Below are 24,152 nucleotides of genomic sequence, written 5' to 3'. Positions count from 1 at the left end.
CCGCCATGCCCTGGAACCGTTGCGATGCCGAATACCTCTGCCACGCCTGTTGGACACGCCGCCCCCTGTCAGGGTTGTACGCGCGAGGCACCGCTTTTGACGATGCGTTGAATGCCCCCATGCGCACCACTCTTCCCCAATGCCCCAGTTATCCCAGCGCCCACTGCGGGGCGGCTGGAAAGACGCTCCCCGCCCACTGCCGGTTGCGGCGGGCGGGGAGCGAATACGTCGATCACATCAACGGCCCAGCTCAGCTGGTCCAGGCCAGTGACACGCGCACAGGATATTCACATCTGCGGGACGACGCACTGGTGAAACGTCACTTTAAGACGGTCGCTCACGTTACGGTCCCCCGGCCCCCTCATATCGCGTCCGGGCCCCTCCTACCGTGTCCCGACCCCCTCTTACGGCGCCCGGCCACTACCGCGTCCCGGCCCCCTCTTGACCCAGTGGCGGGCCCGGGGTCACCGTGTGGCGGCCCCGCCCGCCAGCTCGGCCGCGACGACCTCCGCGATCTGCGCGGTGTTCAGCGCAGCGCCCTTGCGCAGGTTGTCGCCGCAGACGAACAGCTCCAGCGCCTTGGGGTCGTCCAGCGACCGCCGCACCCGGCCCACCCACGTGGGGTCGGTGCCCACGGCGTCGGCGGGCGTCGGGAACTCGCCCTCCGCCGGGTTGTCGCACAGCACCACCCCGGGGGCGCCCGCCAGGATCTCGTGCGCCGCCTCGACCGTCACCTCGTTCTCGAACCGCGCGTGCACGGCCAGCGAATGCGTGGTGACCACGGGCACCCGTACACAGGTCGCGGTGACCCTCAGCTCCGGCAGCCCCAGGATCTTGCGGGACTCGTTCCGCACCTTGAGCTCCTCGGAGGACCAGCCGTCCTCCTGGAGCGAACCGGCGAACGGCACCACATTGAGCGCCATCGGCGCCGGGAACGGCCCGGTGTCGCCCACCGCCCGCCGTACGTCCCCGGGGTGGGTGCCCAGCTCCGTGCCGGCGACCAGCGCGATCTGCTCGCGCAGGGCGTCGATGCCGTCCTTGCCCGCACCGGAGACCGCCTGGTACGAGGAGACGATCAGCTCGCTCAGCCCGAACTCGGCGTGCAGCGCGCCCATCGCGACGATCATCGACAGGGTGGTGCAGTTGGGGTTGGAGATGATGCCGCGCGGGCGGACCCGGGCCGCGTGCGCGTTCACCTCCGGCACCACCAGGGGGACATCGGGGTCCATCCGGAAGGCGCCGGAGTTGTCGACGGCCACCGCGCCCTTGCTCGCCGCGATGGGCGCCCACTGCGCCGAGACCTCGTCGGGGACGTCGAACATCGCGACGTCGACGCCCTCGAACGCCTCCTCGCTCAGCGCGACGACCTCGACCTGCTCGCCCCGGACGGTCAGCTTCCGGCCGGCCGAGCGGGGCGAGGCGATCAGCCGGATCTCGCCCCAGATGTCGGCGCGCTCGGAGAGGATCGAGAGCATGACGGTGCCGACGGCGCCGGTGGCCCCGACGACCGCGAGAGTGGGTTTGTCGCCCCCGGCGGCACCGCCATGGCCGGTCATCGTCCGGTCCCTCCGTAGACCACCGCTTCGTCGGTCTCGCTGTCCAGGCCGAAGGCGCTGTGCACGGCCACGACCGCGTCCTTCACATCGTCGGCGCGGGTGACGACCGAGATGCGGATCTCGGAGGTCGAGATCAGCTCGATGTTGACCCCGGCGTTCGACAGCGCCTCGAAGAAGGTCGCGGTGACCCCCGGGTTGGTGCGCATACCGGCGCCGATCAGGGAGATCTTGGCGATCTGGTCGTCATAGCGCAGCGAGTCGAAGCCGATCAGCGACTTCGCCTTGGTCAGCGCCTCCATCGCCCGGTGGCCGTCCGTCTTCGGCAGCGTGAAGGAGATGTCGGTCAGCCCGGTCGACGCGGCGGAGACGTTCTGCACCACCATGTCGATGTTGATCTCGGCGTCGGAGATGGTGCGGAAGATGGCCGCGGCCTCACCCGGCTTGTCCGGCACCCCGACGACCGTGACCTTGGCCTCGGAGGTGTCGTGCGCGACTCCGGAGATGATCGCCTGCTCCATGCCTTCTTCTCCTTCTCCCGCTTCCGGCCGGTTGCGCACCCAGGTGCCCTGGTGGCCGGAGAAAGACGACCGTACGTGAATGGGGATGGTGTACCGGCGCGCGTACTCCACGCAGCGCAGGTGCAGCACCTTGGAGCCGCTCGCGGCGAGCTCCAGCATGTCCTCGTACGGAATCTCGTTGATCTTGCGAGCCTTCTTCACCACGCGCGGATCGGCGGTGAACACGCCGTCCACGTCGGTGTAGATCTCGCACACCTCGGCGTCCAGGGCCGCGGCCAGCGCGACCGCGGTGGTGTCGGAACCGCCCCGGCCGAGGGTGGTGATGTCCTTGCTCTCCTGGGACACGCCCTGGAAGCCCGCGACGATCGCGACCGCGCCGAGCTCGAGCGCGTCACGGATACGGCCCGGCGTGACGTCGATGATCCGTGCTTTGTTGTGGACCGCGTCGGTGATGACTCCCGCCTGGCTGCCGGTGAACGACAGCGCCTCGTGACCGAGGTTTTTGATCGCCATCGCCAGCAAGGCCATGGAGATCCGCTCTCCCGCGGTCAGCAGCATGTCGAACTCGCGCCCAGTAGGAATCGGGGATACCTGCTCGGCGAGATCGATCAGCTCGTCCGTCGTGTCGCCCATCGCGGAGACCACGACGACCACCTGGTGGCCGTTCTTCTTGGCTTCCACGATTCGCTTGGCGACCCGCTTGATGCCTTCGGCATCGGCAACGGAGGAGCCTCCGTACTTCTGCACGACAAGGCCCACGTGCGCTCCTCGCAGCTCTCAATAATGCGGTCGGCTCAGTCTAACGAGCGGCCGGAATATGCCCTCCCAATATCACATAGCGAGACGAATGCCTCGCAAAGTGATCAGGGGAAGGCGAGGGGCATCACACGGCGCGACGTCCACGCACACGCGAGATTCCCCGCATCCCTCCCACCCGCTCAGCGACGAACCCTGCCCGCTCACCGCGGAAGCACACGGGAACGTAACCCAGCTCACAGGGTCGGACGTCGGGCACTCCTCAGCTCGGCCCCGAGCGCAGGCCGAGCGGTCCCGCGATCTCCGCCGCCATGACCCGGCCGGCCTCCTCCGCGAGCTCCTCGTCACCGCCCGCGTTGCTGTCCGTGTCCAGGCCGTCCAGCTCGTCCAGCGGGCTGTCCAGCCGTACGTGCGCGACCAGCGACTGCAGCGCGCGCAGGGCCGCCGAGGCGGTCGTCCCCCAGTTGGAGAGGTACGAGAACTGCCACCACCACAGCGCCTCGCTGATCCGGCCCTCGCGGTAGTGCGCCATCCCGTGCCGCAGATCGGTGATGATCCCGGCCAGGTCGTCGGAGATCCGGCAGGCGACCGGCTGGCTGCGCGGCACGTACGGGTCGAAGACCTCCGAGTAGATGTCCACCGGCTCCAGCAGCTGGGCGAAACGCTCACGCAGCTCGTCGACGTCCGGCTCCGGGCCGGCGTCCGGTTCGTACCGCTCGTCCGGGACGAAGTCCTCGTGCGCGCCGAGCCGGCCGCCCGCGAGGAGCAGCTGAGAGAGCTCGAGCAGCAGGAACGGCACAGCGCTGTCCGGCTCGTCCCCCTTGGCGACTTCGGTGACCGCGACGATGAAGCTCTCGATCTGGTCGGAGATCTGGACCGCGAAGTCGTCCGGGTCCGGGTGGGCGTCGTGCAGCGTTGCGTCAGACATCGAGAAGTCTTCTCCCTTCGAAGGCACGACCCAGCGTGACCTCGTCGGCGTACTCCAGGTCTCCACCGACAGGGAGGCCGCTGGCCAGGCGGGTGACCTTCAAACCCATGGGCTTGATCATGCGCGCGAGGTACGTGGCGGTGGCTTCGCCCTCCAGATTCGGATCGGTGGCCAGGATGAGCTCGGTGACCGTCCCGTCCGCGAGCCGCGCCAGCAGCTCCCTGATCCGCAGATCGTCCGGGCCCACGCCCTCGATGGGGCTGATCGCCCCGCCGAGCACGTGATAGCGGCCCCGGAACTCACGCGTCCGCTCGATCGCGACGACGTCCTTCGGCTCCTCGACCACGCAGATGATCGCGGGGTCGCGACGGGGGTCCTGGCAGACGCGGCACTGCTCGGCCTCGGCGACGTTCCCGCAGGCCGCGCAGAACCGCACCTTCTCCTTGACCTGCGTCAGCGCTTGCGCGAGACGGCGGACGTCGGTGGGCTCGGCCTGAAGGATGTGGAAGGCGATCCGCTGCGCGCTCTTGGGACCGACGCCGGGCAGCCTGCCCAACTCGTCGATGAGGTCCTGGACCACGCCCTCGTACACGCCTTCATCCAATCTCGCGCCGACGCGCGGTGGCCGTACTTCACATGAATATTCGGTTGCGCCGTGCCCTCACGGCCGGGGGACGCCACGCTCTTGCGGCCGGGCCGCCGCGACGACTCTTACGGCTGCCGCGACTCGTACGGCTGCCGCGACTCGTACGGTCGCCGCGACTCGTACGGCCGGTCCCGGAGAACCCGAAGGTCAGAACGGGAGCCCGGGCATACCGCCCAGCCCCTGGGCGAGCGGGCCGAGCTTCTGCTGCTGGAGCTCCTGCGCGGCGTGGTTGGCGTCACGGACGGCCGCGACGACCAGATCCGCGAGGGTCTCCGTGTCCTCAGGATCCACGGCCTTGGGATCGATGACCAGGCCCTGCAACTCACCGGAACCGGTCACGGTCGCCTTCACCAGACCACCGCCCGCGGAACCCTCGACGTGGGTGCGGGCCAGCTCCTCCTGGGCCGCGGCGAGGTCCTGCTGCATCTTCTGAGCCTGCTGCAGCAACTGCTGCATGTTCGGCTGGCCACCACCGGGGATCACGGCTTCGCTCCTGGCGCTCGACAGTCGTTCTCTTCGATAGCCCGAGCCTACGTGCTCCCAGTGCGCCTTGCTCTACGCCGTACGGAGGAGACGCGGCGACGTGAGACACGGGTGCGGGGCCCGCGCCTCCTACTCGTTGACGATCTCCTCGATCACCGTGGCACCCAGCTCGCGGACGATCAGGTCGTGCCCGCTGAGCGCGGTGTCGTCCAGGTCCGGGTCGTCCTCGGCCGGCATGTCGTCCTCGATCGAGACCCGCGGCGGCTCGGGCTCCCGGTACGCCGCCGCCTCGGGGGGCGGACCCGCGTCCGCGGAGCCGGACGCCGCGGAGGACGCGGAGGGCGCGGCCGGGGGCGGGGAGGCGGGAGCGGGCCGGGGGGCGGACTGGCGGGGCGGGGCGGACTGGCCACCGCCGCCGAAGCCGCCGCCGCTGCCGGGGCCGCTCCCGCCGCCGAAGCCGCCACCGCCGGTGGCACCTCCGCCACCGGCACCGGATCCGCCTCCGCCGTAGCCGCCGCCGCCTCCGCCGTAGCCGCCCTGACCGCCCGGGCCGCCCTGACCGCCCGGGCCGCCCTGGCCACCAGGACCACCGGCACCACCGAAACCGCCCGGGCCACCGGGGCCGCCGCCCTGCTGTCCGGCGCCCCCCGAGGGGTCGACGATCGCCTCGATCCGCCACTGCACCCCTATGGCGTCCTGGAGCGCCTGCCGCAGGACGTCCTCGCTGCCGCCGCCCACGAAGCTGTCGCGCGCACCCGCGTTGGAGAAGCCGAGTTGGAGGGTGGTGCCGTCGAAGCCGGACACCGTGGCGTTCTGGCTCAGCAGGATCCAGGTGAAGCGGCGGCGGTTCTTGACCGCCTCCAGGATGTCCGGCCACATCTGCCGCACCTGGACGGCGCCCTGCGCCATGCTCGGTGCGCCCGGCGCGGATGTGGAAGGCCCGGGCCCGGCGGCGGGGGCAGAAGGCGCGGTCGGGGCGCTCGGGGCAGTCGGCGCGGAGGGCGCCGCGGGCGTCTGCGAGGAGGGGCCGCCACCCTGCCCCGGCGCGGTGGCCGTGGGCCAGCCGCCGGGCTGCCGAGCGGGCGCCCCGGCGCCCTGACCACCGCCACCACCGGAGGCACCGCCCGCACCGGACGCGCCACCGGGAGCACCTGAAGCCCCGGAAGCCCCGGAGCCGGGGGCAGTTGCCGTGGGCCAGGCTCCGGGCCGCGATCCGCCGCCCTCGGCGGCGGGGGCCTGGGCACCCGACGGCCACGCTCCGGGCCGCTGCCCGCCGCCACCCTCCGGGGGCGCGGTCGCGGCCGGGGCACCGCCCTGCTGTCCACTGTCTACGGCGCCACCCGGACCGCTGTCCGCCGCGGGCCGCGCCCCGGCAGGCCACCCGCCGGGCGCCTCACCGCCGTCCGAACTCCCCGGACCGCCTGGGGCCTGCCCCTGACCGGGCCCGCCCCCGGCCATCGCCGCACGCGCGGCGGCCGGGCCGGACGGCCCACCGGCGGGAGGACCGACGGGAGCGTGAGCGTCGGGCCCCGGTACGTACCCCATGGCGGGCCCGGGCCCCGCAACGCCACCACCGCCGACGCCACCACCGCCGATACCGCCACCGGCACCGACTCCGCCGCCCAGGCCGCCCGCGACGGCCCCGCGCTCCAGCCGCTCCAGCCGCGACTGGACGGACCGCTCATCGTCGAAGGCGGCGGGCAACAGCACCCGGGCGCAGATCAGCTCCAGCTGCAGCCGCGGCGAGGTGGCGCCGCGCATCTCCGTAAGACCCTCATTGACCAGGTCCGCCGCCCGGCTCAGCTCGGCGCCGCCGAAGACCGACGCCTGCGCCTGCATCCGCTCCACCACATCGGCCGGGGCATCGATGAGCCCCTTCTCCGCCGCGTCCGGCACGGCGGCGAGGATCACCAGATCGCGCAGCCGCTCCAGCAGATCGGCGACGAAGCGCCGGGGGTCGTTGCCCCCCTCGATCACACGGTTGACGACCTCGAACGCCGCCGCCCCGTCGCTCGCCGCGAAGGCGTCCACGATCGAGTCCAGCAGCGAGCCGTCCGTATAACCGAGCAGCGAGGTCGCCATGGCGTACGTCACGCCGTCGTCAGCCGCGCCCGCGAGCAGCTGGTCCATCACCGACATCGAATCCCGCACGGACCCGGCCCCGGCCCGCACCACCAGCGGCAGCACCCCGTCCTCGACCGGAATCGCCTCGCGCCCGCAGACCTCTCCCAGATAGTCGCGGAGCGTCCCGGGCGGCACGAGCCGGAACGGATAGTGGTGCGTACGCGACCGGATCGTGCCGATGACCTTCTCCGGCTCGGTGGTCGCGAAGATGAACTTGAGGTGCTCCGGGGGCTCCTCGACCACCTTCAGCAGGGCGTTGAACCCCGCCGAGGTGACCATATGGGCCTCGTCGATGATGTAGATCTTGTAGCGGCTGGACGCGGGCCCGAAGAACGCCTTCTCCCTCAGCTCACGGGCGTCGTCCACACCACCGTGCGACGCGGCGTCGATCTCGATCACATCGATCGACCCCGGCCCGTTCCGCGCGAGGTCCTGGCACGACTGGCACTCGCCGCACGGCGCCGGGGTGGGACCCTTCTCACAGTTCAGACAGCGGGCCAGGATGCGCGCACTGGTCGTCTTGCCACACCCGCGGGGACCGCTGAAGAGATACGCGTGGTTGACCCGGTTGTTGCGCAGCGCCTGCTGCAGCGGGCCGGTGACATGCTCCTGCCCGATGACCTCCGCGAAGGTCTCGGGTCGGTAGCGGCGGTACAGCGCAAGGGACGACACGCTTACGACGATATCGGGGACCACGGACAACGGGCCCACACCCGCATCCCCACAGCCCTTCACGGCCCCACAGACGCAAGGGGCCCCTCACGCACCCGCCAGAGCCCACTTACCCTTGCTGCCTTCCGGCCCTGGGGGAGTTCGGTGAGATAGCGCCACGTGAGGGGCTGGCCCCTACCTTAGCTGATCGACCCCGGTGGGAACGAGTTCGCGAGCACTCCCGATCGTCTTGTAGAGTCTCCAGCGGAGGATTCGCCTAGAGGCCTAGGGCGCACGCTTGGAAAGCGTGTTGGGGGCAACCCCTCACGAGTTCGAATCTCGTATCCTCCGCACCTCGCCTGAACAGGCAAAACGAGGGGCCCCGCTGATGATCAGCGGGGCCCCTCGTCGTTGTCCTCAGTGCTCGTTGTCCTGGTTTTTGTCCACAGGGGGCGTTTCCTGGGGTCCCCAGATAGCATCGGCGATCTTCCGGGCCACGTCCTTGAGCATGGCGTCCGGCACGTGGAGATACCGCGCCCGCATGCTCGCGGAGGTGCCCGGCTCCCATCCCATGATCTGATCGATGACGCGGTCCGGGACACCGAGCAGCATGAGCACGGTGGCGGCCGTGTGCCGGGCGTCGTGCAGCCGGGCGTCCCGAACCCCTGCGTCTTCCAGTAGCCGCTTCCAGTCGTGGTAGTCCGTGTTCGGGCTCAGCGGGCCACCGAGCGGCTTGGTGAACACATAGTCCGACTCGGCCCACAGGTTCCCGGCCGCCTTGCGCTCGCGCTCTTGCGCCTCGGCGTGTGCGCGGAGCATGGCGACCAGCGGGCCCGGCAGGGGCACGGCGCGCCGGCCCGCTCGGGACTTGGTGTTCTTGGTCTCGCGCCGTACCTGCACCTTGCCGGGGCAGTAGCCCGCCTTCCTGCCGCACGGTGAGGCTTCGGGGCATCCGTGCTCGTACCTGGGGCGCAAACGGTTCCTCCGCAGCTTCAGATACTCGTTGGCCAGGTCGACGTCAGACCAGCGCAGTCCGAGCGTCTCGCCCTGTCGCAGTCCGAGCGCGAGCGCCAGCATCCAGCGGGCACTGTTCCGGCGCTTGTTGGCTTCGAGCAGCAGACGCTGAACCTCTTCCACGGAGTACGGCTCTACCTCTGTTTCGTCCTCTTCCATCCGTGGCGGCTTCGCCAACGCGGCGGCATTCTTCGCCGCGTAGCCGCGCCGTACCGCCTCCCCCAGAGCGGTTCGGGCGGTGCGGTGAGCCTGGTGAGCCGTACCGGCCTTACGCGCCCCGTTCGCCTGCATACGGCGATACAGACTCTCCAGGTGCTCGGGCTGCAAGCGGTCAAGGCGGTGCTTGCCGACACCAGGCACGAGGTGAACGCGAACGGCGACCTCATAGCCGTCGTACGTGTTCTCGCTCACGGTCGGCTTGGCGATGTTCTCAACCCAGTGCCAAAGCCACCTCTCAACCGTCCACGGCTTGCCGGGTTGAGCCGCCGAACCCGCGTCGCGCTGCTTCTCAAGCCGCCGGACTTCGTCAACCAGTTCGTCACGCGTCGGGCGCGTCACGTGTCGGCGGTACGGCTCCCCGTTGTCCTTGTAACCCATCGGCACACGGGCGTGCCAACGGCCGTCTTTCCCGAAGTAGATCGCGGACTCGCCGTTGGCGCGGCGGGTGCGCTTCTTCTCCTCTGCCACAGGCGGGCTCCTTACCGAGGTGCGATGAAAAGCACGGAGGGCTGGCCCCAGGTAGGACCAGCCCTCCGAGGGAGGCGATTCAGGCGCTGCGCTGCTCGGCGCGGCGGCGGGCGACGTATGCGGCGGGCGCGTCCGCGGGGACACGGCGGAGACGGCCAACCGGGATGGACTCCAGCTCTCCGGCGCGGATGAGCGCGAAGCATGTGGTCCGGCCGATGCGAAGTCGGCGGGCAGCCTCCTCGACCGTGAGGAGAACCAGGGTCGGATCGTCGGTGGCGGAGGGCGTAAGGGTCCCGTATTCGTCCAAGGGGCACTCCTGTTGAACCAGGTGGGGATGGGCGAACAGGGCGGCGGGCTGTCCTTGGTCGGGGGCCGCTGCCCTGGGATTCGGTGACAGAACTGACAGAACCCTGGTGATAGCGCTCTGACCTGCCGGTTTGGGCTCAGAGACGGCTGTGACAGAACTCGCGAAAACTCTGACAGAACCTGCTGGCAGGGGGTTCTGTCACAGACGGCCCATCCGAGCCGGTTGGGTTCTGTCAGAGTTTCCGGAGGTTTTGTCACAGCCGCCGATCCGGCTGTTTCCGCAGGTCAGTGGGTTCTGGGTGGGGTTCTGTCGGTTCTGTCGGTCGGTTGGGGGTTGTGTCAGGCGCTTCGGGTGAGGCGGGGGTGGGTGTCGTAGCGGGGGGAGGGTGGCCGGCCGCCGCGTCCGGAGCGTGGGGGCTGGGGCTGCTGGCGGATCCAGCCGTGTTCCTCCAGCAGGGCCAGGGCGGGGTCGAGGTCGGCGATGGCGGGGAAGTCGCCTCGGGGCAGGCCGCGGAAGAGGTCGCGTTTGGTGAAGCCGGTGAGGCGGGCGTCGGTGAGGTGGGTGAGGACCTGGTGGGCGGCTTCCTGGGCGGGGTCGGCGCCCATGGAGTCGAAGACGTGCTGGGCGTGGACGGTGAAGTAGTCCCCGAGGCGGGTGGCGGCGGCCAGCGTCGCGGCCTCGATGGGCCGGGTCCAGCCGTGGTCGGGGTGGGTGGCCAGGTGGAGCAGTCCAGCGATGCGGGCCACGGCTCCATCCCGCTTGCTGGCCCACTTCACGATCCCGGCCAGGGAGCCGCCTTTGCCGATCCTGGACTCGGTGACCTTCTGGTAGGCGAGCATCACCTGGTCCGCCTCGGGGGTGAGGGTGAGGACGGCGGGGTCGGTCCATCCGGCCATGGCCAGCGCCAGGCCGCCGAGCCGCTGGGTGTAGGTGTCGGCGACGTGGTCGGGGATGAGGTCGGGGGTGAGGTTGCGGCGGCCGACAAGGGATTCGGGCTGGGCGTACAGGAAGCGGGCGAGCAGCCCGCGGCCGTCCGCGCCCTTGATCTGGCCGATGGACTCCAGCACTTCGGGCTGGACCGCGAGGCCCATGGTGACGGCGGGGTGCTCGATGTGCTGGGCGTCGCGGCCCTGCCGGTTGACCCGCACCATGTCCCCGGCGTGGCCCTTGAGGAAGACCTCCATGTTGGGGGTGCCGCTGTAGCGTCCGGCGATGATGTCGAAGATGCCGCCCTCCGGGGAGAGGACGGAGATGCGGCCTTCCTGCTCGGCCAGGAGGGTGGCCAGGTTCTCCGGGGTCACGTCGTCGGCGACGAGCTGGGGCTTGCAGGGGACCTTGATGTCCTCGGCGGCCTGGGCGAGTTCGACGGCCTCGGCGGTGAGCTGGTCCCGCAGACCCGGCTCGGCGTTCGCGGCTTTGGCGGCAGCCTTGTCGGCGGCGGCCTTGGCCAGGCGCGCGGTGGTCTCGGCCTCGGCACGGGCCGGGCCCGAGAGCTCCACGAGCGTCTTCTCCGCCGCCATCAGCGGTTCGGTCATGAGGGCGAAGACTGCGGATTTGCGGTTGCCGGGGTCGAGGGCGACGGCGGTGTAGAGGTTGACCGGCTCGCGCCAGCGCCCCCGCACGCAGACCGTAGCCCGGCCGCCGGCCGCCGTGGCGATGACCGACAGGGCCAGGCATCCGGCGAGATCGGCGGGGGTCTGGGTCTCCTCCGCGACGGCGGTGACCATGTCGGCCAGCCAGTCGGGCAGGGAGTCCACGGGGAACGCCGGAAGCGCCCGGTGCGGGCTCAGGGGGACCGGTTCGTCCCATACGGGGCCGGTGACGTTCTCGGCCGCCAGTTGGTCGAAACCCGCCCACAGATCGGTGTCGGGTGTGGTCATGCGGCGTTCTTCTCTTCCCTGGAGCTGCGGAGCGGGCAGGAGGTCTTGTGGGCTTCGTGGTCGGCAATCAGGGCGAGCACCCGGCGGCGGCCGACCGCGCTGCGGTCTCGTCCGCAGGAGCATGTCGAGGTGGCGGTGGGCATGGCCTGCCAGTCCGGCGGTGCGGTGATGTGGAGCCACGCGATGGGGTACCGGCCGTCGCCCTGCTGCCCGTCAGAGCAGGAGACAGAGGGGACGCCCTGACGGGCGGCGCCTTCCGGGGCGCCTACGGCCGTCTTGGGCGGGGCCTGTACGGCGTCCTGCGGCAGGCTTCCCGTGCTGCTGGGGTGGGAGGTCACTCGGCTGCCCCCATGCTGTTGAGGCCGTTGGTGACCGCTCGTTCCGCGTACGCCTCGGGGACGCCGACGGATACGGCGGCGGCGATGATCTGCTGGCCAATGGCGTCCAGTCCGCAGGGGCCGGGGCACTTGGTGTGCTGGGCTGCCAGGAAGCGGGCCACGCCGAATGCCTGCGATCCGGCGCCCGATTCGGTGTGGGAGCGCACCATGTCGAGACCGCGTCGCAGCCCGGTGCGGACGTACCGCTCGGTGTGCCGGCACCCGGTGGCCACGGTCCGGTCCCACTCGGCGCGGGCCGGAGACGAAGAGACCACGGCGCCGCGCGCGGGGGTGGTCTCTTCCTTGTCCACGAGGGCGCGGACGGTCGACGGCAGAACGGCCAGGGGGCCGGTGCCAGGGCCGAGCCAGCGGGCGTAGGACATGCGTGACTTGATGTCCACGCCGGGCCGGACCTGGTTGGCCGAGGGCATCGTTCCTCGGTAGATCCAGTGCTCGCCGCGCGTGGTCGGCACGGTCCTGGTCGCCGGGAGGGTCTGGTGGGCCCATGCGACGGCGCGGGGGTTGTCCAGGTCCACCACGGTCAGTCCGGCCCCGCCGGGGTGGTAGGCGACGGCTACGGCCTGGCGCCAGGCCGGGGCCCACGCGGACGAGGTGAGCACGGTGGGGTCGGTGGTGGCCGCGGCCCAGGCGTGACAGACAGCAGGGCACAGGCAGGGGCCCGGGGTCTTCATGTTGGGCCTGCCGCCGCAGGCGAGCCCCGCGCAGGTGCGGCAGTTCCCGAACGGCACCTTGCCTTGGCGGAGCGGCAGCACCGGCACACCGGTCCTGGCCAATTCGAGCGCGGTTCGTAGGTGCTCGTGGGCGGGGCGGTCTCGCCGGGGTGGATCGGGTTGGTGCATGCTGGGGGTCTCCTGTTCCGTTGTGGATGGGCAGGGGAAGCCGGGGCGGCGGGCTGTCCTTGGTCGGAGGCCGCCGCCCCGGGCATCGCTATCGAGCCGACTGCTGGCGGGCGTGCTGGGCCCGGGGCTCCAGCAGCGCAAAGTGGAGCGCGGATTCGGCGAGCTGTCCGTAGGCGTACGCGGCGTCGCTCACGCCGCTCGCGGCGTCGAGGGCCTCGTGCAGTTCACCGGCTTCGTGGTCCGCGAGCTGGGGCTGTTCGTCGAGGTACTCGGCGTACATGCCCGCTTCCTCGCAGAGGGCCCACCGGGCATGGGCCTGGACGAACTTCTTGTAGCCGCTCCAGCGCTCCAGGCCCGGCATCAGCGACGGGACCGGGCACAGCTCACCCGGGATGGCGTAGAACCCTTCCCAGCTGCGGCCGAGCTGGACGGCGTCGGGCTGCTGGCCCTCCAGGACGCGCAGGATGGCCCATGCGGTGCCGTAGGCGTACCCGGTAGCGGTCTGGGTGTAGAGGGTGCGCAGCTTGAACGCCTGCTCCCTGAGGGCGTCGCCGATGGTGAACAGGGCGGAGTCGTGCGGGCGGAACGGCACCCCGCCCGGGGCCCGGCCGTCGAGACGGACCTCCCCGTCCACCGGCCGAAGCCGGTCGAGGTCGTAGGCGTCGCGGGCGAGTTCGGCGGCGCGGGCGGCGCGCTGGGCTTCGCGGGCGGCCGCGCCGAGGGCGTACACGCTGTCGGTGAGGGATTCGAACCAGGGCATGGGGCTGGTCATGGTGTGGTGCTCCTGTCGCAGGTCAGGTGGACGGTTCGGATGCTGGTGAAGCCTTCGGCGGTCAGCTGCTCGGTTGTCGGGGTCATCTGGTGCAGTTCGCGCACCACGTCCTGCGGGACCTGGCGGGTTCGGGCGGTGTTGCGGGCCTGGCAGATGGCCAGCGGCAGTTGGAAGAGGATGGCCACGGCGGGGCGCTGGTAGTAGCGGGCGCGGGCGAGGAGTCCGGCGCGGACGTGGGGCAGCACGTTGGTGCTGTCCACGACGGTGGTCAGCCCGCGTGCGAGCCGGGCCTCCAGCAGGAGGTTCTGGATCTGGGCTGCGGTGGGTGTGGCGGACTGGTCGGCGGCGTCGTCGGTCGCCATCTGGCGGTAGTCGTCCAGGCACAGGCGGCCGGTCGGGAAGTGGCGGCGGGCGTAGGTGGACTTGCCCGCTCCAGGTGAGCCGACCAGGACGATGAGACTTCCCGGGGCGTATGGAGCCTCCATGTGGTGGGCGCCCCTCACTTGTTCTTGGACTGGGCGAGCTTGAGGGTGATGCCGCCGACGCCGAGGGGTCCGGCGACGGCCCCGGCGATAGCCGTTGCGGTGTGGGCGGCGACGTCCATCAGCCAGCACAGGGCGGCGGCCAGTCCCCAGCCCCCGGCGACGACCGCTCCGGCGATGGCAAACGGGATCAGGACGCGCCGCCACGGGAAGCCGGTCGGGTTGGTGTCGTTGACGACGATGACGACCGGCTGTCCGGTGGCCTGTGCGCGCTGGTAGACGTTGGCGGGTATGTGCGGGGCGAGGTTGCCCGGGATCGTGTGGTGTGGGTCGGGCTGTTGCACGGATGCCTCCTGGGCGGTTCGGTGCGGGTGGTGGCGGCGTGTCAGCCGATGCGGCCCAGGGACTCCGCGAGGGACTGCAAGGCGTCGTTGATCGTGGGGGCGGCGCCGGTCGAGGCGAGGCAGAAACCGAAGAGCGCGGCGATGGTGGCACCGGCGGGGCCGAGGGCGCGGTTGCGGAGCATGAGGGCCAGGAGTGCTCCGAGGAGGAGGACGGTGGACATGGAGACGATCACGGCAGCTCCTTACTGAACGTGACGAGTGAGGTTGTGTGGGTGTGGGGGTCCCACGGTTGTTGTGGAAGGGGTTGAAGCCGCGGGCAGCCGCCTGAGGGGCGGATTCGTGGGTGGCTGTGTGGGACTCCCACAGCCCCCACATGCAGGTCACAGGCCCCCACAGGGTGTGGGACCCCCACAGGCCCTGTGGGGGCCGTTGTGGGGGGTGTGGGGGCCTGCGTGTGGGACGGGTACCGGTTACCGCGCGTCGCGGTAGCGGCGGATGGCTTCCGCGAGGGTCTCGGCGAGGTAGCCGGTGCGCGGCTCGCTCTTGCCGACGCGGAGGGTGCCTTTGCCGGGCCGCTCGACACCGACCGCGCGCAGAATGCGGCCCAGCTCGGTGCCCAGTTCGGTGGCGGCGAGGCCGAGTTGCTCGGCGAGGTCGGCGGTGTGCATCCGCCCGCCCGCAGCCGTCACCGCGTCGTACGCGCGCTGAAGCAGCGGCGGTACGCGCTCGGACTCGTCACCAGCGGTGGTGTCGCTGGTCTCGGGGGGTTCGGTGCGGCTGTACGAGAGGTTGAGGCCGCGGGGCCGCTGCCGGTCTGTGCGGCGGGTGCGGTCGGGTTCCTCGGTGGTGCCGTAGGTCTGATCGATCTCGGCGAGGAATCGGGCAGCGAGCTCATCCGGGTCGTCCTCGGCCCGGCGCTGGTAGGACAGGTTCAGCGACCTGTGCCGCCGCTCGCTGTCGTCACCGGCTGCGGGCGGTTCGGGCTTGTCCAGGACGGCGGTCGTCGTTCCGGCCGCACCGGGTGCCTGATCGTCATCGGTCTCGCCGTTCCTGACGGCCTCGGCGGCCGTGGCCAGCCAGCCTGCCCGCGCCGGGCTCCACCGCTCGCGGTAGTCGTCACCGGCTGCCTCGACCGAGACCTGATCGAGGGTGGGGCGGCGGTCGTTGGTGGCGAGGACCACGCGGCGCACCATGGAGGGGAGGGATTTCCAGCCCTTGAACTCGGTGGGGGCGAAGCCGTTGGCGCCGCTGTCGCCGATGATGCCGGCGCCCTTCTCGTTGAGCTGGTTGCTGTCGATGCGCACCTTGGGGAAGAGCTTGCCGACGTTGTGGCCGGAGTTCTCGCCGGAGGTCAGCGCGATGGACAGCGGGGAGAACCGCTTGACCACGGTGTCGCCGATGGTGTTGAGGTTGCCGTCCACCGCGGTGAGGACCTTCCGGAGGCCCATCGCGCGGGTGGTGCGCATGACTTCCTTGATGAGCTCGGCCAGCTCCCGCTTTTCCGGCTCGCGCCGGTTGTTGGCGTGCGCCAGCGCCTCGGCACCCTCATCGATGACGATCTCGATCTGCGGCAGCTCGGGCGAGATGGGCAGCAGGGTGGTGTCCTGCTGCCGCATCAGCTTCTGGTACCGCAGCTGACGGGCCTTGTTGATGCGCAGTGCGGCCTTGAGCATCCGGATCGCTTCCTTCGGGGTGGCCGCGAGCCAGTCCACCCCGGGCCGGGTGCCGGCCGGGGCGGGGTTGTCCGGGTCGTCGGGCTCGATGAGCCCTTGTGCCTCCAGCCAGGGGGTGACCCAGGGGATGCCGATGGCGCCCTGCTTGAGGTCGATGACCCAGGTCAGGGCGTCGGTGCAGCGGGCGAATCCGGTGAGGATGATGTCCATGAACGTGGACTTGCCCGATCCGGGCGGGCCGAGCAGCAGCGCGCACGCCTCCCGGAGGAAGACGCGGATCTCCTCGCCGTTGGGGCGCAGGCACCAGGGGATGCCGGTGAGGATTGACAGGGGGCTGTAGTCGTCGGGGTAGAGCTTCTCCTCCCGCATGATGTTCTTGGTCATCACGTCGAAGACGACCAGCCCCTGTGCGGCGCCCTCCTCGACGTGAACGGTGCACCCGAGCGGCAGGCGGGCGTCGGCGGCCAGGGCGCGGGAGCGGGAGCTGATGCGGTCCCAGGTCACCCCGCCACCGGGCAGCTCGGCCTCGACGGAGAATCCGGCCCCGGTCTCCCAGAACTCCACCGCGACGACCTTGACGTCCACCATGCAGACCCGGCGGATGCGGTCCTGCCACTCGGCGGCGATCACGCGGCGGCGGCCGTCCATCTCAGCGGCCGCGGCCCTGGCTGCGGCGGTGAACCGCTCCTCCTCGGCGACTTCTTCCCAGGCGGCGGTGTGGGAGGCGGCTGCCCCGATGCCCACCCCAAGCGCGGCCAGCGATCCGGCCGCTGCCCACGACAGCGGTCCATGGGCCATGGCCCACGTGGTCCAGCCGCCTGCCACCAGCCAGGACGCGGCGCGGGCCACGGCGGTGCGCAAGGTGAGTTTGCGGCGGACGCTGTGGCCGATGCCGTGGCCCAGGGCTCCGGCGGCGCCGATCAGCAGAGGCCAGCCCTCGGGCATCCCGGTCGCGGTGCCCAGCAGCGCGGCCGCCGCCGCACCCGTGGTCGCCGACAGGGCTCCGGTGATCGGCCCGTGGCTGCGGGCCCAGTCCAGCGGCGGCAGTGTGCTGCCGGCGCCGGGGGTCTTGGTCTTCTTGGTGCTGTTGAGGTTGAGTTCCTTGAGGCTGCGGGGTTCTCGGCTCATCGTTTCCTGCGTCGTCATGTCCGGCTCCAGACGGGGATACAGGTCGGGCCCGCACACCAGGTGGTGTGCGGGCCCGTGCGGGGCGGCGGTGGGGTTACTGGTTGTTGGTGGTGTCCCAGCCCTCTTCGGCGTTGTTGCGGGGCTCCTCGTGGCGCCGGATGTCCTGCTCGTGGACCACGCGGAAGGTCGTGAACGCTTCCTCGGCCTCATCGATGGCCAGTTGCAGCGCCTGGTAGATCGCGTCCAGGGAGGTGCCGACTTCCGGCTCCAGCGGGAATTCCTCGTCCGACTTCTGCGCGAGGATGGCGAAGGTGTTCGCCACGCTCGCCAGGGCTTCGGGGAAGCCCTTGATGGTGTCGTGGACGTGCATCATGCCGTCCGGGTCGTAGTTCTTCGCCGCGGCTTCCATCTCGGAGGCCGACTCGTTGAACAGGAAGCCGGGCCCGGCGGTGGTGGACATGGTGGTGGAACCTCCTGTGCTGGTGCCTGCGTAGGCGTGGTGGCTGCGGGGAGCGCGCCGGACCCTGGAGCCGATCGGCTCCTCGTCTTCCTCGGCGGCGGCGTTGTCGAGCGTGGCCTTGTACTCCGCGCGGATGAGGAAGTCGCGCTCTTCCCTGGCCCGCCGCGCGGCGGCGGCCAACCGGGCGTACACGCGCTGGCCGGGCCACATCAGCCAGCGCCAGCCGAGCCGGACCCCGATCGGGTGGGTGATCATCCCGATGGCGAAGAACGGCACGCTGATCGCGGCAGCGAGCACCTTGCGGCCGTAGCAGCGCAGCGCGGAGGCGGTCAGCCGCCGCCACAACCGCCACCGGGCCCACGCCCGTTTCCGCAGCTCCCGCATCCCGGCCAGCCGCCGCGCGGTGCGCTCATCCTTGGCCGCGCGGACGCGTGAGCGCATCCGGCGCATGGCCTGCCGCATCCGCTCCCGAGCCGACCCCACCAGGCCCCTGATGCCCCCGCCCCTGGTACGCGGGGCGCGGCTACCAGCCGCCTTGGACCTGGGGGACTTGGACAAGCCCAACCCCTTGCCTCCCGACCCCCGGCCGCTGGAGCCTTTGCGCCTGGTTGCCCGCTGCTCGGCCTTCCGAGCGGCCTTGGCCGCGCGCCGGGCGTCGCTCAGATTCCGCCGGTCAGCGGTGTCCTGACGGCGCCGCTCAGCACGCGTGGGGGCGGCCGCCTGACGGTCCGCACGGGCCGCCTTGACCGCGCCGAACGCGCCCTTGACGCCCCTGGGGCTGCGGCCAGCCTCGGCCGCCCGGAGCTTGGCCGCCTGACCTGCCGCGCGCAGCGACCGAGCCCCGCTCCGGCCCGCACTGCCCAGAGCCGCGTGGGCGCCGTTGCCGCGGCCTCGGGGGCTGCCTCCAGCTCGGCCAGTACCGGCATGACCCGCGCTGGAGCCGTGCCGGGCACGACGGCCGCTCGATCCGAAGCCGGTACGACCGGAGCGGGGGTCGGCGTTCCCGCCTCCGTGGCGCCTGCCCCCGTGGGTACCGGTGGTGGTCTTCTTGGCCGCCGACCGGCGGCGCAGTGCTGCGGCACCGGCCGCGGTCGCGGCGATGCCGGCGGCCGCCAGACCCGTGATGGGGGCTCCGGCGGTCAGGACGGAGGCGGATACGGCGGCAACAGTGCTGTTGGCGCCGATGACCGTCAGCGGAACAGCAGGAAGGCCGCCCGGCGTATGCGCCAGCCCACCACCCGGAACCTCCGGCTCGGCCGCCGGTGCGTGGTCCGGTGCGGGCGGTGCGTCGGGGATCTGTTCATCATCGGTCGCGGTCTCGTCGGCGGTCAGGATGGTGTCGGACACTGGTCACACTCCTTTCCAGGAGCAAGGAGGGCGGCCCCGGCCGGGCCTGGACAGCGGGCCGGGGCCGCCTGGTGCGTCACTTGGACTTGTTGAGGTAGGCCGCCAGGGCCAGGAGCGCGGTGGCCAGCTGCGTTTCGGTGGTCAGCGTGGCGGGGTCGTGGCTCTGGTGGGCGATCTGCGCGTTCTGGATGTGGTCGTACGCCTGGGCGGCCAGCTCATCCGGTTGCAGACGCTTCAGCTCACGGACGGAGGTACGGCCGGAGAACAGCCGAGCAATCACCGCGGGGTCCTTCCTGTCATCAGGGCTGTTGGGGGGACGTGGGATCAGGTGTGGCTGGGGTGGGCGGCGGCGATCTCCTGCCACCGCCGGTTCTCGACCGCGTCAGCGCGGGTCAGCCGGACGGTGAACGCGCAGCCGGGAACCGCGCAGCGGTGCGTGACCGTGTGAGGCGCCTGCCTGAGCTGGTGCAGGGTGTCGCGGAAGGCGATGTACAACGCCAGCGCGCAGGCCACAACGAGGGCCAGCGGCACGTCGTAGGTGCTGAGCTGGTACCCCAGATAGCCAACCATCGCTGCGGCGACGACCTCGGCGAGCATGGGGAAAAGACGCTGCTTCACGAATGCCTCCAAAGGCATGAACAGAGTGATGGGAATCGGGTCAGGCAGCGAGACCGAGCGGATAGGCGCAGGTCGCGCACGCCCCGACCGAGGGTGGGATGACGTATCCGGCGTCGCGTCGGCAGGTGGGGCAGGTGCGGCGGGCGGTGTTCGCCTTGGCCAGCGCTGCCCACTTCGCCGGGGTCATGGGTCGGACGGGCTTGGCCCGGTCGATGCGGTACAGGTACGCGACCAGCGACCCGCGCCCGCGTCTGGGGCGCTGGAGCTCGGCGACGACGTCCTGTCCGCCGGGGCGCAGGTTCATCGCGCGGAGCTGTCGGCGCGTGGCCAGTCCGTCCGGCGCCAGGTGCCACCGGTAGACCGGCAGGGCGGTCATGAGCGGGCGGTGCCGTTGACGCCGGTCAGGGCGCGCGGCTGGTGCGCGGTGAGCTGCGCGGCGCGCGCGGCACGGAAGTCACGCAGCCAGTTCCGCGCGTTCCCCGGGTCCACCGAGCATCGCTCGGCCAGTTCCGCGGCGCTCGGCTCGGCCCCGTTGCTGGTGGTGACCTGGGACAGGTAGAGCTGCCATCCGGCTTGCTTGGCCTCGGACTTGAACACCGGGTCCGGGTCGCTCGCGGCATGCTCGGCCACGTCCCCCAACAGCCGCTCCCGCAGCGCGGTGGCTTCCTCGATCTGGTCCGTGACCTGCTGCAACGCGGTGCGCGCTTGGTCGTGGGTCCGCTGAAGAGCGTCGGTCTTGACGGTCAGTCGCTCCAGCCGCTGCTGCTCGTCTTCGACGGTGGTGCGGATGCGGTCGGCTTCCTGCTGCGCGGCAGTGATCAGGCCATCCGCGCGCTTCCGCGCGGCCTCCTCGGCCTGCCGCGCGTCCTCCGCGCGCTGCCGCGCAGCCTCCACCTCACCATCCACACCCTGCCGCTGCTCAAGCAGAGCGGCGTGCTCTTCACGGGCCGCTTCGAGGTCGCGCTGCGCGGTACGCAGGGCCTCTTCCGCGCGCTCCCGCGCGGCTTCGGCCTCCTGCCGCGCGGCATCCGCGCGCGAGCACTCCAACCGCTCCGCAGCCGGGGTGACCGCCAGGCCCTCGATCAGCGCCAGTACCGCCGGGGCGTCCGCGTAGTTCAGGCGAGCCACCTCATCCGCGCGGGTGAGCGCGGCCAGACGGCGCACCAGGGCCAGCGACTGGCCGGTGTCGGTGGCGACATCGGCACGATCCAGCGCCTTCTGCGCCCTGCGCCGCAACACCCGCAACCGGCGCCGCGCCCGCCGGGAGCTCCCCTTGACTGGCCCGGTTTCCAGGGCCAGGCGGAGCCGGTAGACCCGGTGCGCGGCCCGCTGCGCCAGCGCGGCACGGGCGACGGTGGAGGAGGAGGTGCGGGCGTCCAGGCCCAGCAGCGCGAAGAGGGCGGCCCAGGCGTGCTGCCACAGCAGCACCACCAGCCGGACCGGGCCCGGCCGCCCACCCGTCTCGTCCTGGTCGGGGCGCTCGTGGTGCAGCTTGCTGCGCAGTTGCAGTTCGATTAGCCAGGCGGCCAGGCCGGGGATGGCGGCCAGGACCGGGCGGGCCCACCAGTTCGGGGCGTGGACGGCGTTCATCGCGGCGGAGAAGGACACCAGCAGCCAGGCGGTGCGGTGCATCAGCCGCAACTCCGGCGTCCACCCCACCTCCGGATCAGCCGCCCGGTACATCATCACCAGCAGCGTCATCTCGGCCGCGTCGAACACCGCGATGAACGCCACCGCCAGCAGTGCCGGCAGTCCTGCGGTGCCGGTGGCGAATCCCCACAGGCCGTGGACGGAGACGGCGACGCCTCCGAGGGCGACGACGGCCTGGGGGCCGATGCCGGACAGCCACGCCGACTTCCGCAGCCGCCCCACCGCCCACGCCGCGAGCGCGAGCACCAGCACAGCGGCAGCCAGGGGAGCGGCCCAGGAGAGCCAGCCCGGAGCGGCCGGGAATAGCTCGAACAGCCAGGAGGTCATTGGATGCCTCCCCCGGTGTCGAGGTCGGTGCCCCGGCGGCCGTCGCGGCGGCCGTTGACGGTCCGGTAGGCGGGGGTGAGGGTGTGGGTGATGGACCAGCCGCCGCCGGTCTGCTTGACCCCGTACATCGCCTCATCCGCCCCCCGCAGCGCCGCCGACAGATCGACGGCAGGGCCGGGGCCGGGGGTGTAGAGGTAGGCGCCGATGGAGGCGCCCAGGGGCAGCGGCAGCCCGTCGTAGGTGACCGGGGAGCACAGCCACTGGTGCAGGTGGGTCAGCGCTCCGCGCAGTGTCTCGGGGTCGGGGCAGTGGATGACGGCGGCGAACTCGTCCCCGCCGAGCCGTGCTGCGGTGCCCAGGGGCTCGGCCCACTGGGCCAGGCGCCGGCCGGTCTCGCGGATCGCGGTGTCACCGGCCGCATGGCCGTGGATGTCGTTGACCTGCTTGAAGCCATCGAGGTCAATCACCAGGGTCGCCACGACATCCCGCCGCGTCTTGCGCAGTATCCGAGCGGCGGTCTTCTCGAACGCGGCCCGGCGCGGCAGACCGGTGAGCGCATCCCGCCCGGCCTGGTCGATCAGGCGGTGCTGCCACAGCCCGTGAACGGTCCACCCGGCAGCCAGCGGGGCAGCGGCGGACAGGGCCGCAAGGGTGTGGCTCATGACCGGCCCCTGTTCTCCCGCCAGGCGGCGGCCTCGGCCTCGGAGAACATGTGGCAGTGCCCGACATGCACCTGGATGCCCTCGATCACCGTGACGACGTCCGTGTGCCGGAAGGGGCCGTATCCGGGGTCATTGGTGCGCTCGGTGACATCAGCGTCCAGACGCGCTGCCCACGCCCTCACATCCTCAGCGGTGGGGGCGGTCAGGTGGATCTCGCTGCCATACCTCAAACTCGCCTTCTGCAACGGCAGATCGGCGTGCCGTGTCAGGAGCTCCCGGGCCAGTTCGCCGGTACGCAGCAGGGCCCGCTCATCGGCGGCGATCATCTCCAGCGGCGACTGCACGGCCGTAGTGTTGGTCGCGCTCACGCTGCCACCGCCTTCGACGCGTTCGCGGTCCGGCCCGTGCTGCGAGCCGGGCGGGGGAGGCGGCTGAGGCTGGGGAACAGCACCGGGGCGTGGGCCTCGATGGCCTCGGCAGCGATCCGGCTCACGCTGTCGATCAGCTCGGGGTCGTCGGCGAGGATGTCCCGGGCCGCGTCCAGACGGGCCGCACGCTCCTCGTCGCTCTCTCCCTCCTCGCCGAGCCACAGCTCGAGCGGGGTGCCGAGGGCGAGTTCAAGGTAATCGGCGTCCGTGGCCACCTCGTGGTGGCCGATGAAGCTCTTCATGGGGAAGCTCCGAAGTCGTCGGATGGGCAGGGGAAAGCCGGGGCGGCGGGCTGTCGTTGGTCGGAGGCCGCCGCCCCGGGGGTGGGGCAGAAGGGGGTCAGCGGGTGTAGACGTCGCCGCTGACGCTGTGCGCGCTCACGCGCAGGTTGCGACTGCCGCCGACGCGGACGTCGCCGGAGACCGTCTCCGCCCGCAGGTAGCCGCAGGCGGCATCCGCAGCGCGGACGATGACGTCACCGGAGGTGCTGTTCAGGTCCGCGTCGTTGCCGCTGTAGAGGTCCACGGCGATGTCACCGGAAACGGTGCGGGCGCTGAGCCGATCGGTGACGCGGACGATGTCCAGGTCGCCGGAGGTGGTCTGGGCGCGCAGCTCGCAGGCGCCGTTGAGCCGCAGGTCACCGGAGACGGAGCGGAACTCCATCCGGTCCACGTAGCCGTTGACCACGGCGTCGGCGGACTGGGAGACCACCGCGAGCGAGGAACGCGCCGGCAGGAGCACCCTGGCGCGGATCTCGCTCACCGTCGTCGTGGTGTGGACGCCGTTGCCGTGGATGACGCGTCCGTTGACCATGGTCACGCCGGTCATGGAACCGGTGACCACGCCCATGTGCTGCACGATCCGGTTGCCCCGGATGGTCTGCGTCATCACGTTGCCCGGCAGCTCCGGGACTTCCAGCGCCAGGCTCTGCCCGTCCTGGCGGGCGCGGGCCCGGTTGACCGCGTCCGCGGCCGGGCCCGAACAGTCATCGGTACTCAGCACCACACGAGCCGTGCGCAGACTGTCGATGACCTGGGCATCGACGCTGCCCATCGGCAGGTGAAGGCCCAGCACCACCGGGCCGGGCGTGGACATCTCGAACGTGCGCTCCGTCATACCGAAGCTCCTTGAACGTCAGGGAAGAGGAAGAGGACCGGGGCGGCGGGCTGTCCTTGGCCGGAGGCCACCGCTTCCGGGCGAACGGAACGGGCTGAGCCAGCTCCCCTCACCGCCCGGCACTGGCCAGGCGGATCGGGCAACCGTCAGTCGCGAGCCGCGCCGCTCTCCAGCGCTCGGAGGCCGGCCAGGTTCTTGATGTGCTGATCGGCCAGCTCCTGCCGCTGTGGCAGGGGCAGATGCGTGTGGACGAGCTGGTGGGCAGTCGCCCGGACACGATCGCGGGCCGCTTGAAGCGGCGAACGCGGATCGGCCGGACGCGGGATTGCCGTGGTCACGGCTACTCCTCTACGGCGGT

General features: G+C 71.3%; 26 protein-coding genes, 1 tRNA gene and 1 other RNA gene. 1 reads left to right on the top strand and 27 read right to left on the bottom strand.

The features are described 5' to 3' along the window. Window positions 1-464 precede the first annotated feature (464 nt). The 7 genes from IEJ02_RS09535 to ffs form a co-directional block, all read right to left on the bottom strand. Complete coding sequence (locus IEJ02_RS09535) at window positions 465-1,556, bottom strand: aspartate-semialdehyde dehydrogenase (protein WP_191064357.1); 1,092 nt, start codon at window positions 1,554-1,556, stop codon at window positions 465-467. Then, entirely contained in the window at window positions 1,553-2,833 is a 1,281-nt protein-coding gene (locus IEJ02_RS09530; RefSeq protein ID WP_137978606.1) for an aspartate kinase, read from the bottom strand. Before IEJ02_RS09530 ends, IEJ02_RS09535 begins: the two co-directional genes overlap by 4 nt. A gap of 259 nt (window positions 2,834-3,092) precedes the next feature. Next, window positions 3,093-3,758 carry a DUF5063 domain-containing protein gene (locus IEJ02_RS09525; RefSeq protein WP_191064356.1) on the bottom strand — a complete coding sequence of 222 codons (666 nt, stop codon included), beginning with the start codon at window positions 3,756-3,758 and terminating at the stop codon, window positions 3,093-3,095. Further along, window positions 3,751-4,350, bottom strand: coding sequence for a recombination mediator RecR (gene recR / locus IEJ02_RS09520; RefSeq protein ID WP_191064355.1), 600 nt, complete (start codon window positions 4,348-4,350; stop codon window positions 3,751-3,753). Before recR ends, IEJ02_RS09525 begins: the two co-directional genes overlap by 8 nt. 201 nt (window positions 4,351-4,551) lie before the next feature. Then, a complete protein-coding gene (locus IEJ02_RS09515; RefSeq protein ID WP_137978608.1) occupies window positions 4,552-4,887 on the bottom strand; it encodes a YbaB/EbfC family nucleoid-associated protein in 336 nt (111 codons plus the stop codon). Between the two features lie 129 nt (window positions 4,888-5,016). Continuing rightward, entirely contained in the window at window positions 5,017-7,683 is a 2,667-nt protein-coding gene (locus IEJ02_RS09510; protein WP_191064354.1) for a DNA polymerase III subunit gamma and tau, read from the bottom strand. A 75-nt stretch (window positions 7,684-7,758) separates the two neighbouring features. Next, window positions 7,759-7,855, bottom strand: an RNA gene (ffs, locus tag IEJ02_RS09505) — signal recognition particle sRNA small type. 73 nt (window positions 7,856-7,928) lie between these two features. Between ffs and IEJ02_RS09500 the strand changes: the two genes are divergently transcribed. Next, a tRNA-Ser gene (locus tag IEJ02_RS09500) sits at window positions 7,929-8,013 on the top strand. Window positions 8,014-8,079: 66 nt separating this feature from the next. Here the strand turns inward: IEJ02_RS09500 and IEJ02_RS09495 are convergent. From IEJ02_RS09495 to IEJ02_RS09400, 20 genes are all read right to left on the bottom strand, one after another. Then, a complete protein-coding gene (locus IEJ02_RS09495) occupies window positions 8,080-9,363 on the bottom strand; it encodes a tyrosine-type recombinase/integrase (RefSeq protein WP_191064353.1) in 1,284 nt (427 codons plus the stop codon). 79 nt (window positions 9,364-9,442) lie between these two features. Next, window positions 9,443-9,670 (bottom strand): excisionase family DNA-binding protein, encoded by a 228-nt coding sequence (locus tag IEJ02_RS09490; protein ID WP_191064352.1) that lies wholly within the window; start codon window positions 9,668-9,670, stop codon window positions 9,443-9,445. Between the two features lie 338 nt (window positions 9,671-10,008). Further along, a complete protein-coding gene (locus IEJ02_RS09485; RefSeq protein ID WP_191064351.1) occupies window positions 10,009-11,550 on the bottom strand; it encodes a YfjI family protein in 1,542 nt (513 codons plus the stop codon). Then, window positions 11,547-11,888: a hypothetical protein gene (locus IEJ02_RS48400; RefSeq protein ID WP_317985768.1), complete on the bottom strand. Its 342-nt coding sequence runs from the start codon at window positions 11,886-11,888 to the stop codon at window positions 11,547-11,549. The genes IEJ02_RS09485 and IEJ02_RS48400 overlap by 4 nt, the downstream gene beginning before the upstream one ends. Then, window positions 11,885-12,787, bottom strand: a complete 903-nt coding sequence (locus IEJ02_RS09475; RefSeq protein ID WP_191064350.1) for a bifunctional DNA primase/polymerase — start codon at window positions 12,785-12,787, stop codon at window positions 11,885-11,887. Before IEJ02_RS09475 ends, IEJ02_RS48400 begins: the two co-directional genes overlap by 4 nt. 88 nt (window positions 12,788-12,875) lie before the next feature. Continuing rightward, window positions 12,876-13,559 (bottom strand): hypothetical protein, encoded by a 684-nt coding sequence (locus IEJ02_RS09470; RefSeq protein WP_191064349.1) that lies wholly within the window; start codon window positions 13,557-13,559, stop codon window positions 12,876-12,878. Next, the gene (locus IEJ02_RS09465; RefSeq protein WP_191064348.1) at window positions 13,556-14,044 is read right to left on the bottom strand and encodes an AAA family ATPase; all 489 of its coding nucleotides are present in this window, start codon (window positions 14,042-14,044) and stop codon (window positions 13,556-13,558) included. Before IEJ02_RS09465 ends, IEJ02_RS09470 begins: the two co-directional genes overlap by 4 nt. 14 nt (window positions 14,045-14,058) lie before the next feature. After that, window positions 14,059-14,385 (bottom strand): hypothetical protein, encoded by a 327-nt coding sequence (locus IEJ02_RS09460; protein ID WP_191064347.1) that lies wholly within the window; start codon window positions 14,383-14,385, stop codon window positions 14,059-14,061. Window positions 14,386-14,426: 41 nt separating this feature from the next. Further along, on the bottom strand, window positions 14,427-14,618 hold the full coding sequence (locus tag IEJ02_RS09455) for a hypothetical protein (protein ID WP_191064346.1): 192 nt from the start codon (window positions 14,616-14,618) through the stop codon (window positions 14,427-14,429). Between the two features lie 237 nt (window positions 14,619-14,855). Continuing rightward, window positions 14,856-17,204, bottom strand: coding sequence for a P-loop NTPase family protein (locus IEJ02_RS09450; RefSeq protein WP_191064345.1), 2,349 nt, complete (start codon window positions 17,202-17,204; stop codon window positions 14,856-14,858). Between the two features lie 76 nt (window positions 17,205-17,280). Next, window positions 17,281-18,993, bottom strand: a complete 1,713-nt coding sequence (locus tag IEJ02_RS09445; RefSeq protein WP_191064344.1) for a hypothetical protein — start codon at window positions 18,991-18,993, stop codon at window positions 17,281-17,283. 76 nt (window positions 18,994-19,069) lie between these two features. Beyond that, window positions 19,070-19,273 (bottom strand): hypothetical protein, encoded by a 204-nt coding sequence (locus IEJ02_RS09440; protein ID WP_191064343.1) that lies wholly within the window; start codon window positions 19,271-19,273, stop codon window positions 19,070-19,072. A gap of 44 nt (window positions 19,274-19,317) precedes the next feature. After that, entirely contained in the window at window positions 19,318-19,611 is a 294-nt protein-coding gene (locus IEJ02_RS09435; protein ID WP_191064342.1) for a hypothetical protein, read from the bottom strand. Window positions 19,612-19,651: 40 nt separating this feature from the next. After that, a complete protein-coding gene (locus IEJ02_RS09430) occupies window positions 19,652-19,987 on the bottom strand; it encodes an RRQRL motif-containing zinc-binding protein (RefSeq protein ID WP_191064341.1) in 336 nt (111 codons plus the stop codon). Next, window positions 19,984-21,588 (bottom strand): DUF2637 domain-containing protein, encoded by a 1,605-nt coding sequence (locus IEJ02_RS09425; RefSeq protein ID WP_191064340.1) that lies wholly within the window; start codon window positions 21,586-21,588, stop codon window positions 19,984-19,986. Before IEJ02_RS09425 ends, IEJ02_RS09430 begins: the two co-directional genes overlap by 4 nt. Continuing rightward, on the bottom strand, window positions 21,585-22,250 hold the full coding sequence (locus IEJ02_RS09420) for a GGDEF domain-containing protein (RefSeq protein ID WP_191064339.1): 666 nt from the start codon (window positions 22,248-22,250) through the stop codon (window positions 21,585-21,587). Before IEJ02_RS09420 ends, IEJ02_RS09425 begins: the two co-directional genes overlap by 4 nt. Continuing rightward, complete coding sequence (locus IEJ02_RS09415; RefSeq protein WP_191064338.1) at window positions 22,247-22,618, bottom strand: hypothetical protein; 372 nt, start codon at window positions 22,616-22,618, stop codon at window positions 22,247-22,249. Before IEJ02_RS09415 ends, IEJ02_RS09420 begins: the two co-directional genes overlap by 4 nt. After that, the gene (locus tag IEJ02_RS09410; protein WP_191064337.1) at window positions 22,615-22,920 is read right to left on the bottom strand and encodes a hypothetical protein; all 306 of its coding nucleotides are present in this window, start codon (window positions 22,918-22,920) and stop codon (window positions 22,615-22,617) included. Before IEJ02_RS09410 ends, IEJ02_RS09415 begins: the two co-directional genes overlap by 4 nt. A gap of 97 nt (window positions 22,921-23,017) precedes the next feature. Beyond that, the gene (locus tag IEJ02_RS09405; RefSeq protein ID WP_191064336.1) at window positions 23,018-23,794 is read right to left on the bottom strand and encodes a DUF4097 family beta strand repeat-containing protein; all 777 of its coding nucleotides are present in this window, start codon (window positions 23,792-23,794) and stop codon (window positions 23,018-23,020) included. 146 nt (window positions 23,795-23,940) lie between these two features. After that, window positions 23,941-24,132, bottom strand: a complete 192-nt coding sequence (locus tag IEJ02_RS09400) for a hypothetical protein (protein ID WP_191064335.1) — start codon at window positions 24,130-24,132, stop codon at window positions 23,941-23,943. Between the last annotated feature and the right edge of the window lie 20 nt (window positions 24,133-24,152).

Source organism: Streptomyces sp. 5-10 (genome assembly GCF_014712245.1).
Taxonomy (GTDB): Bacteria; Actinomycetota; Actinomycetes; order Streptomycetales; family Streptomycetaceae; genus Streptomyces; species Streptomyces violaceusniger.
Note: the sequence above shows the minus strand (reverse complement) of the source record. Positions and strands in the feature narration are given on the sequence as shown.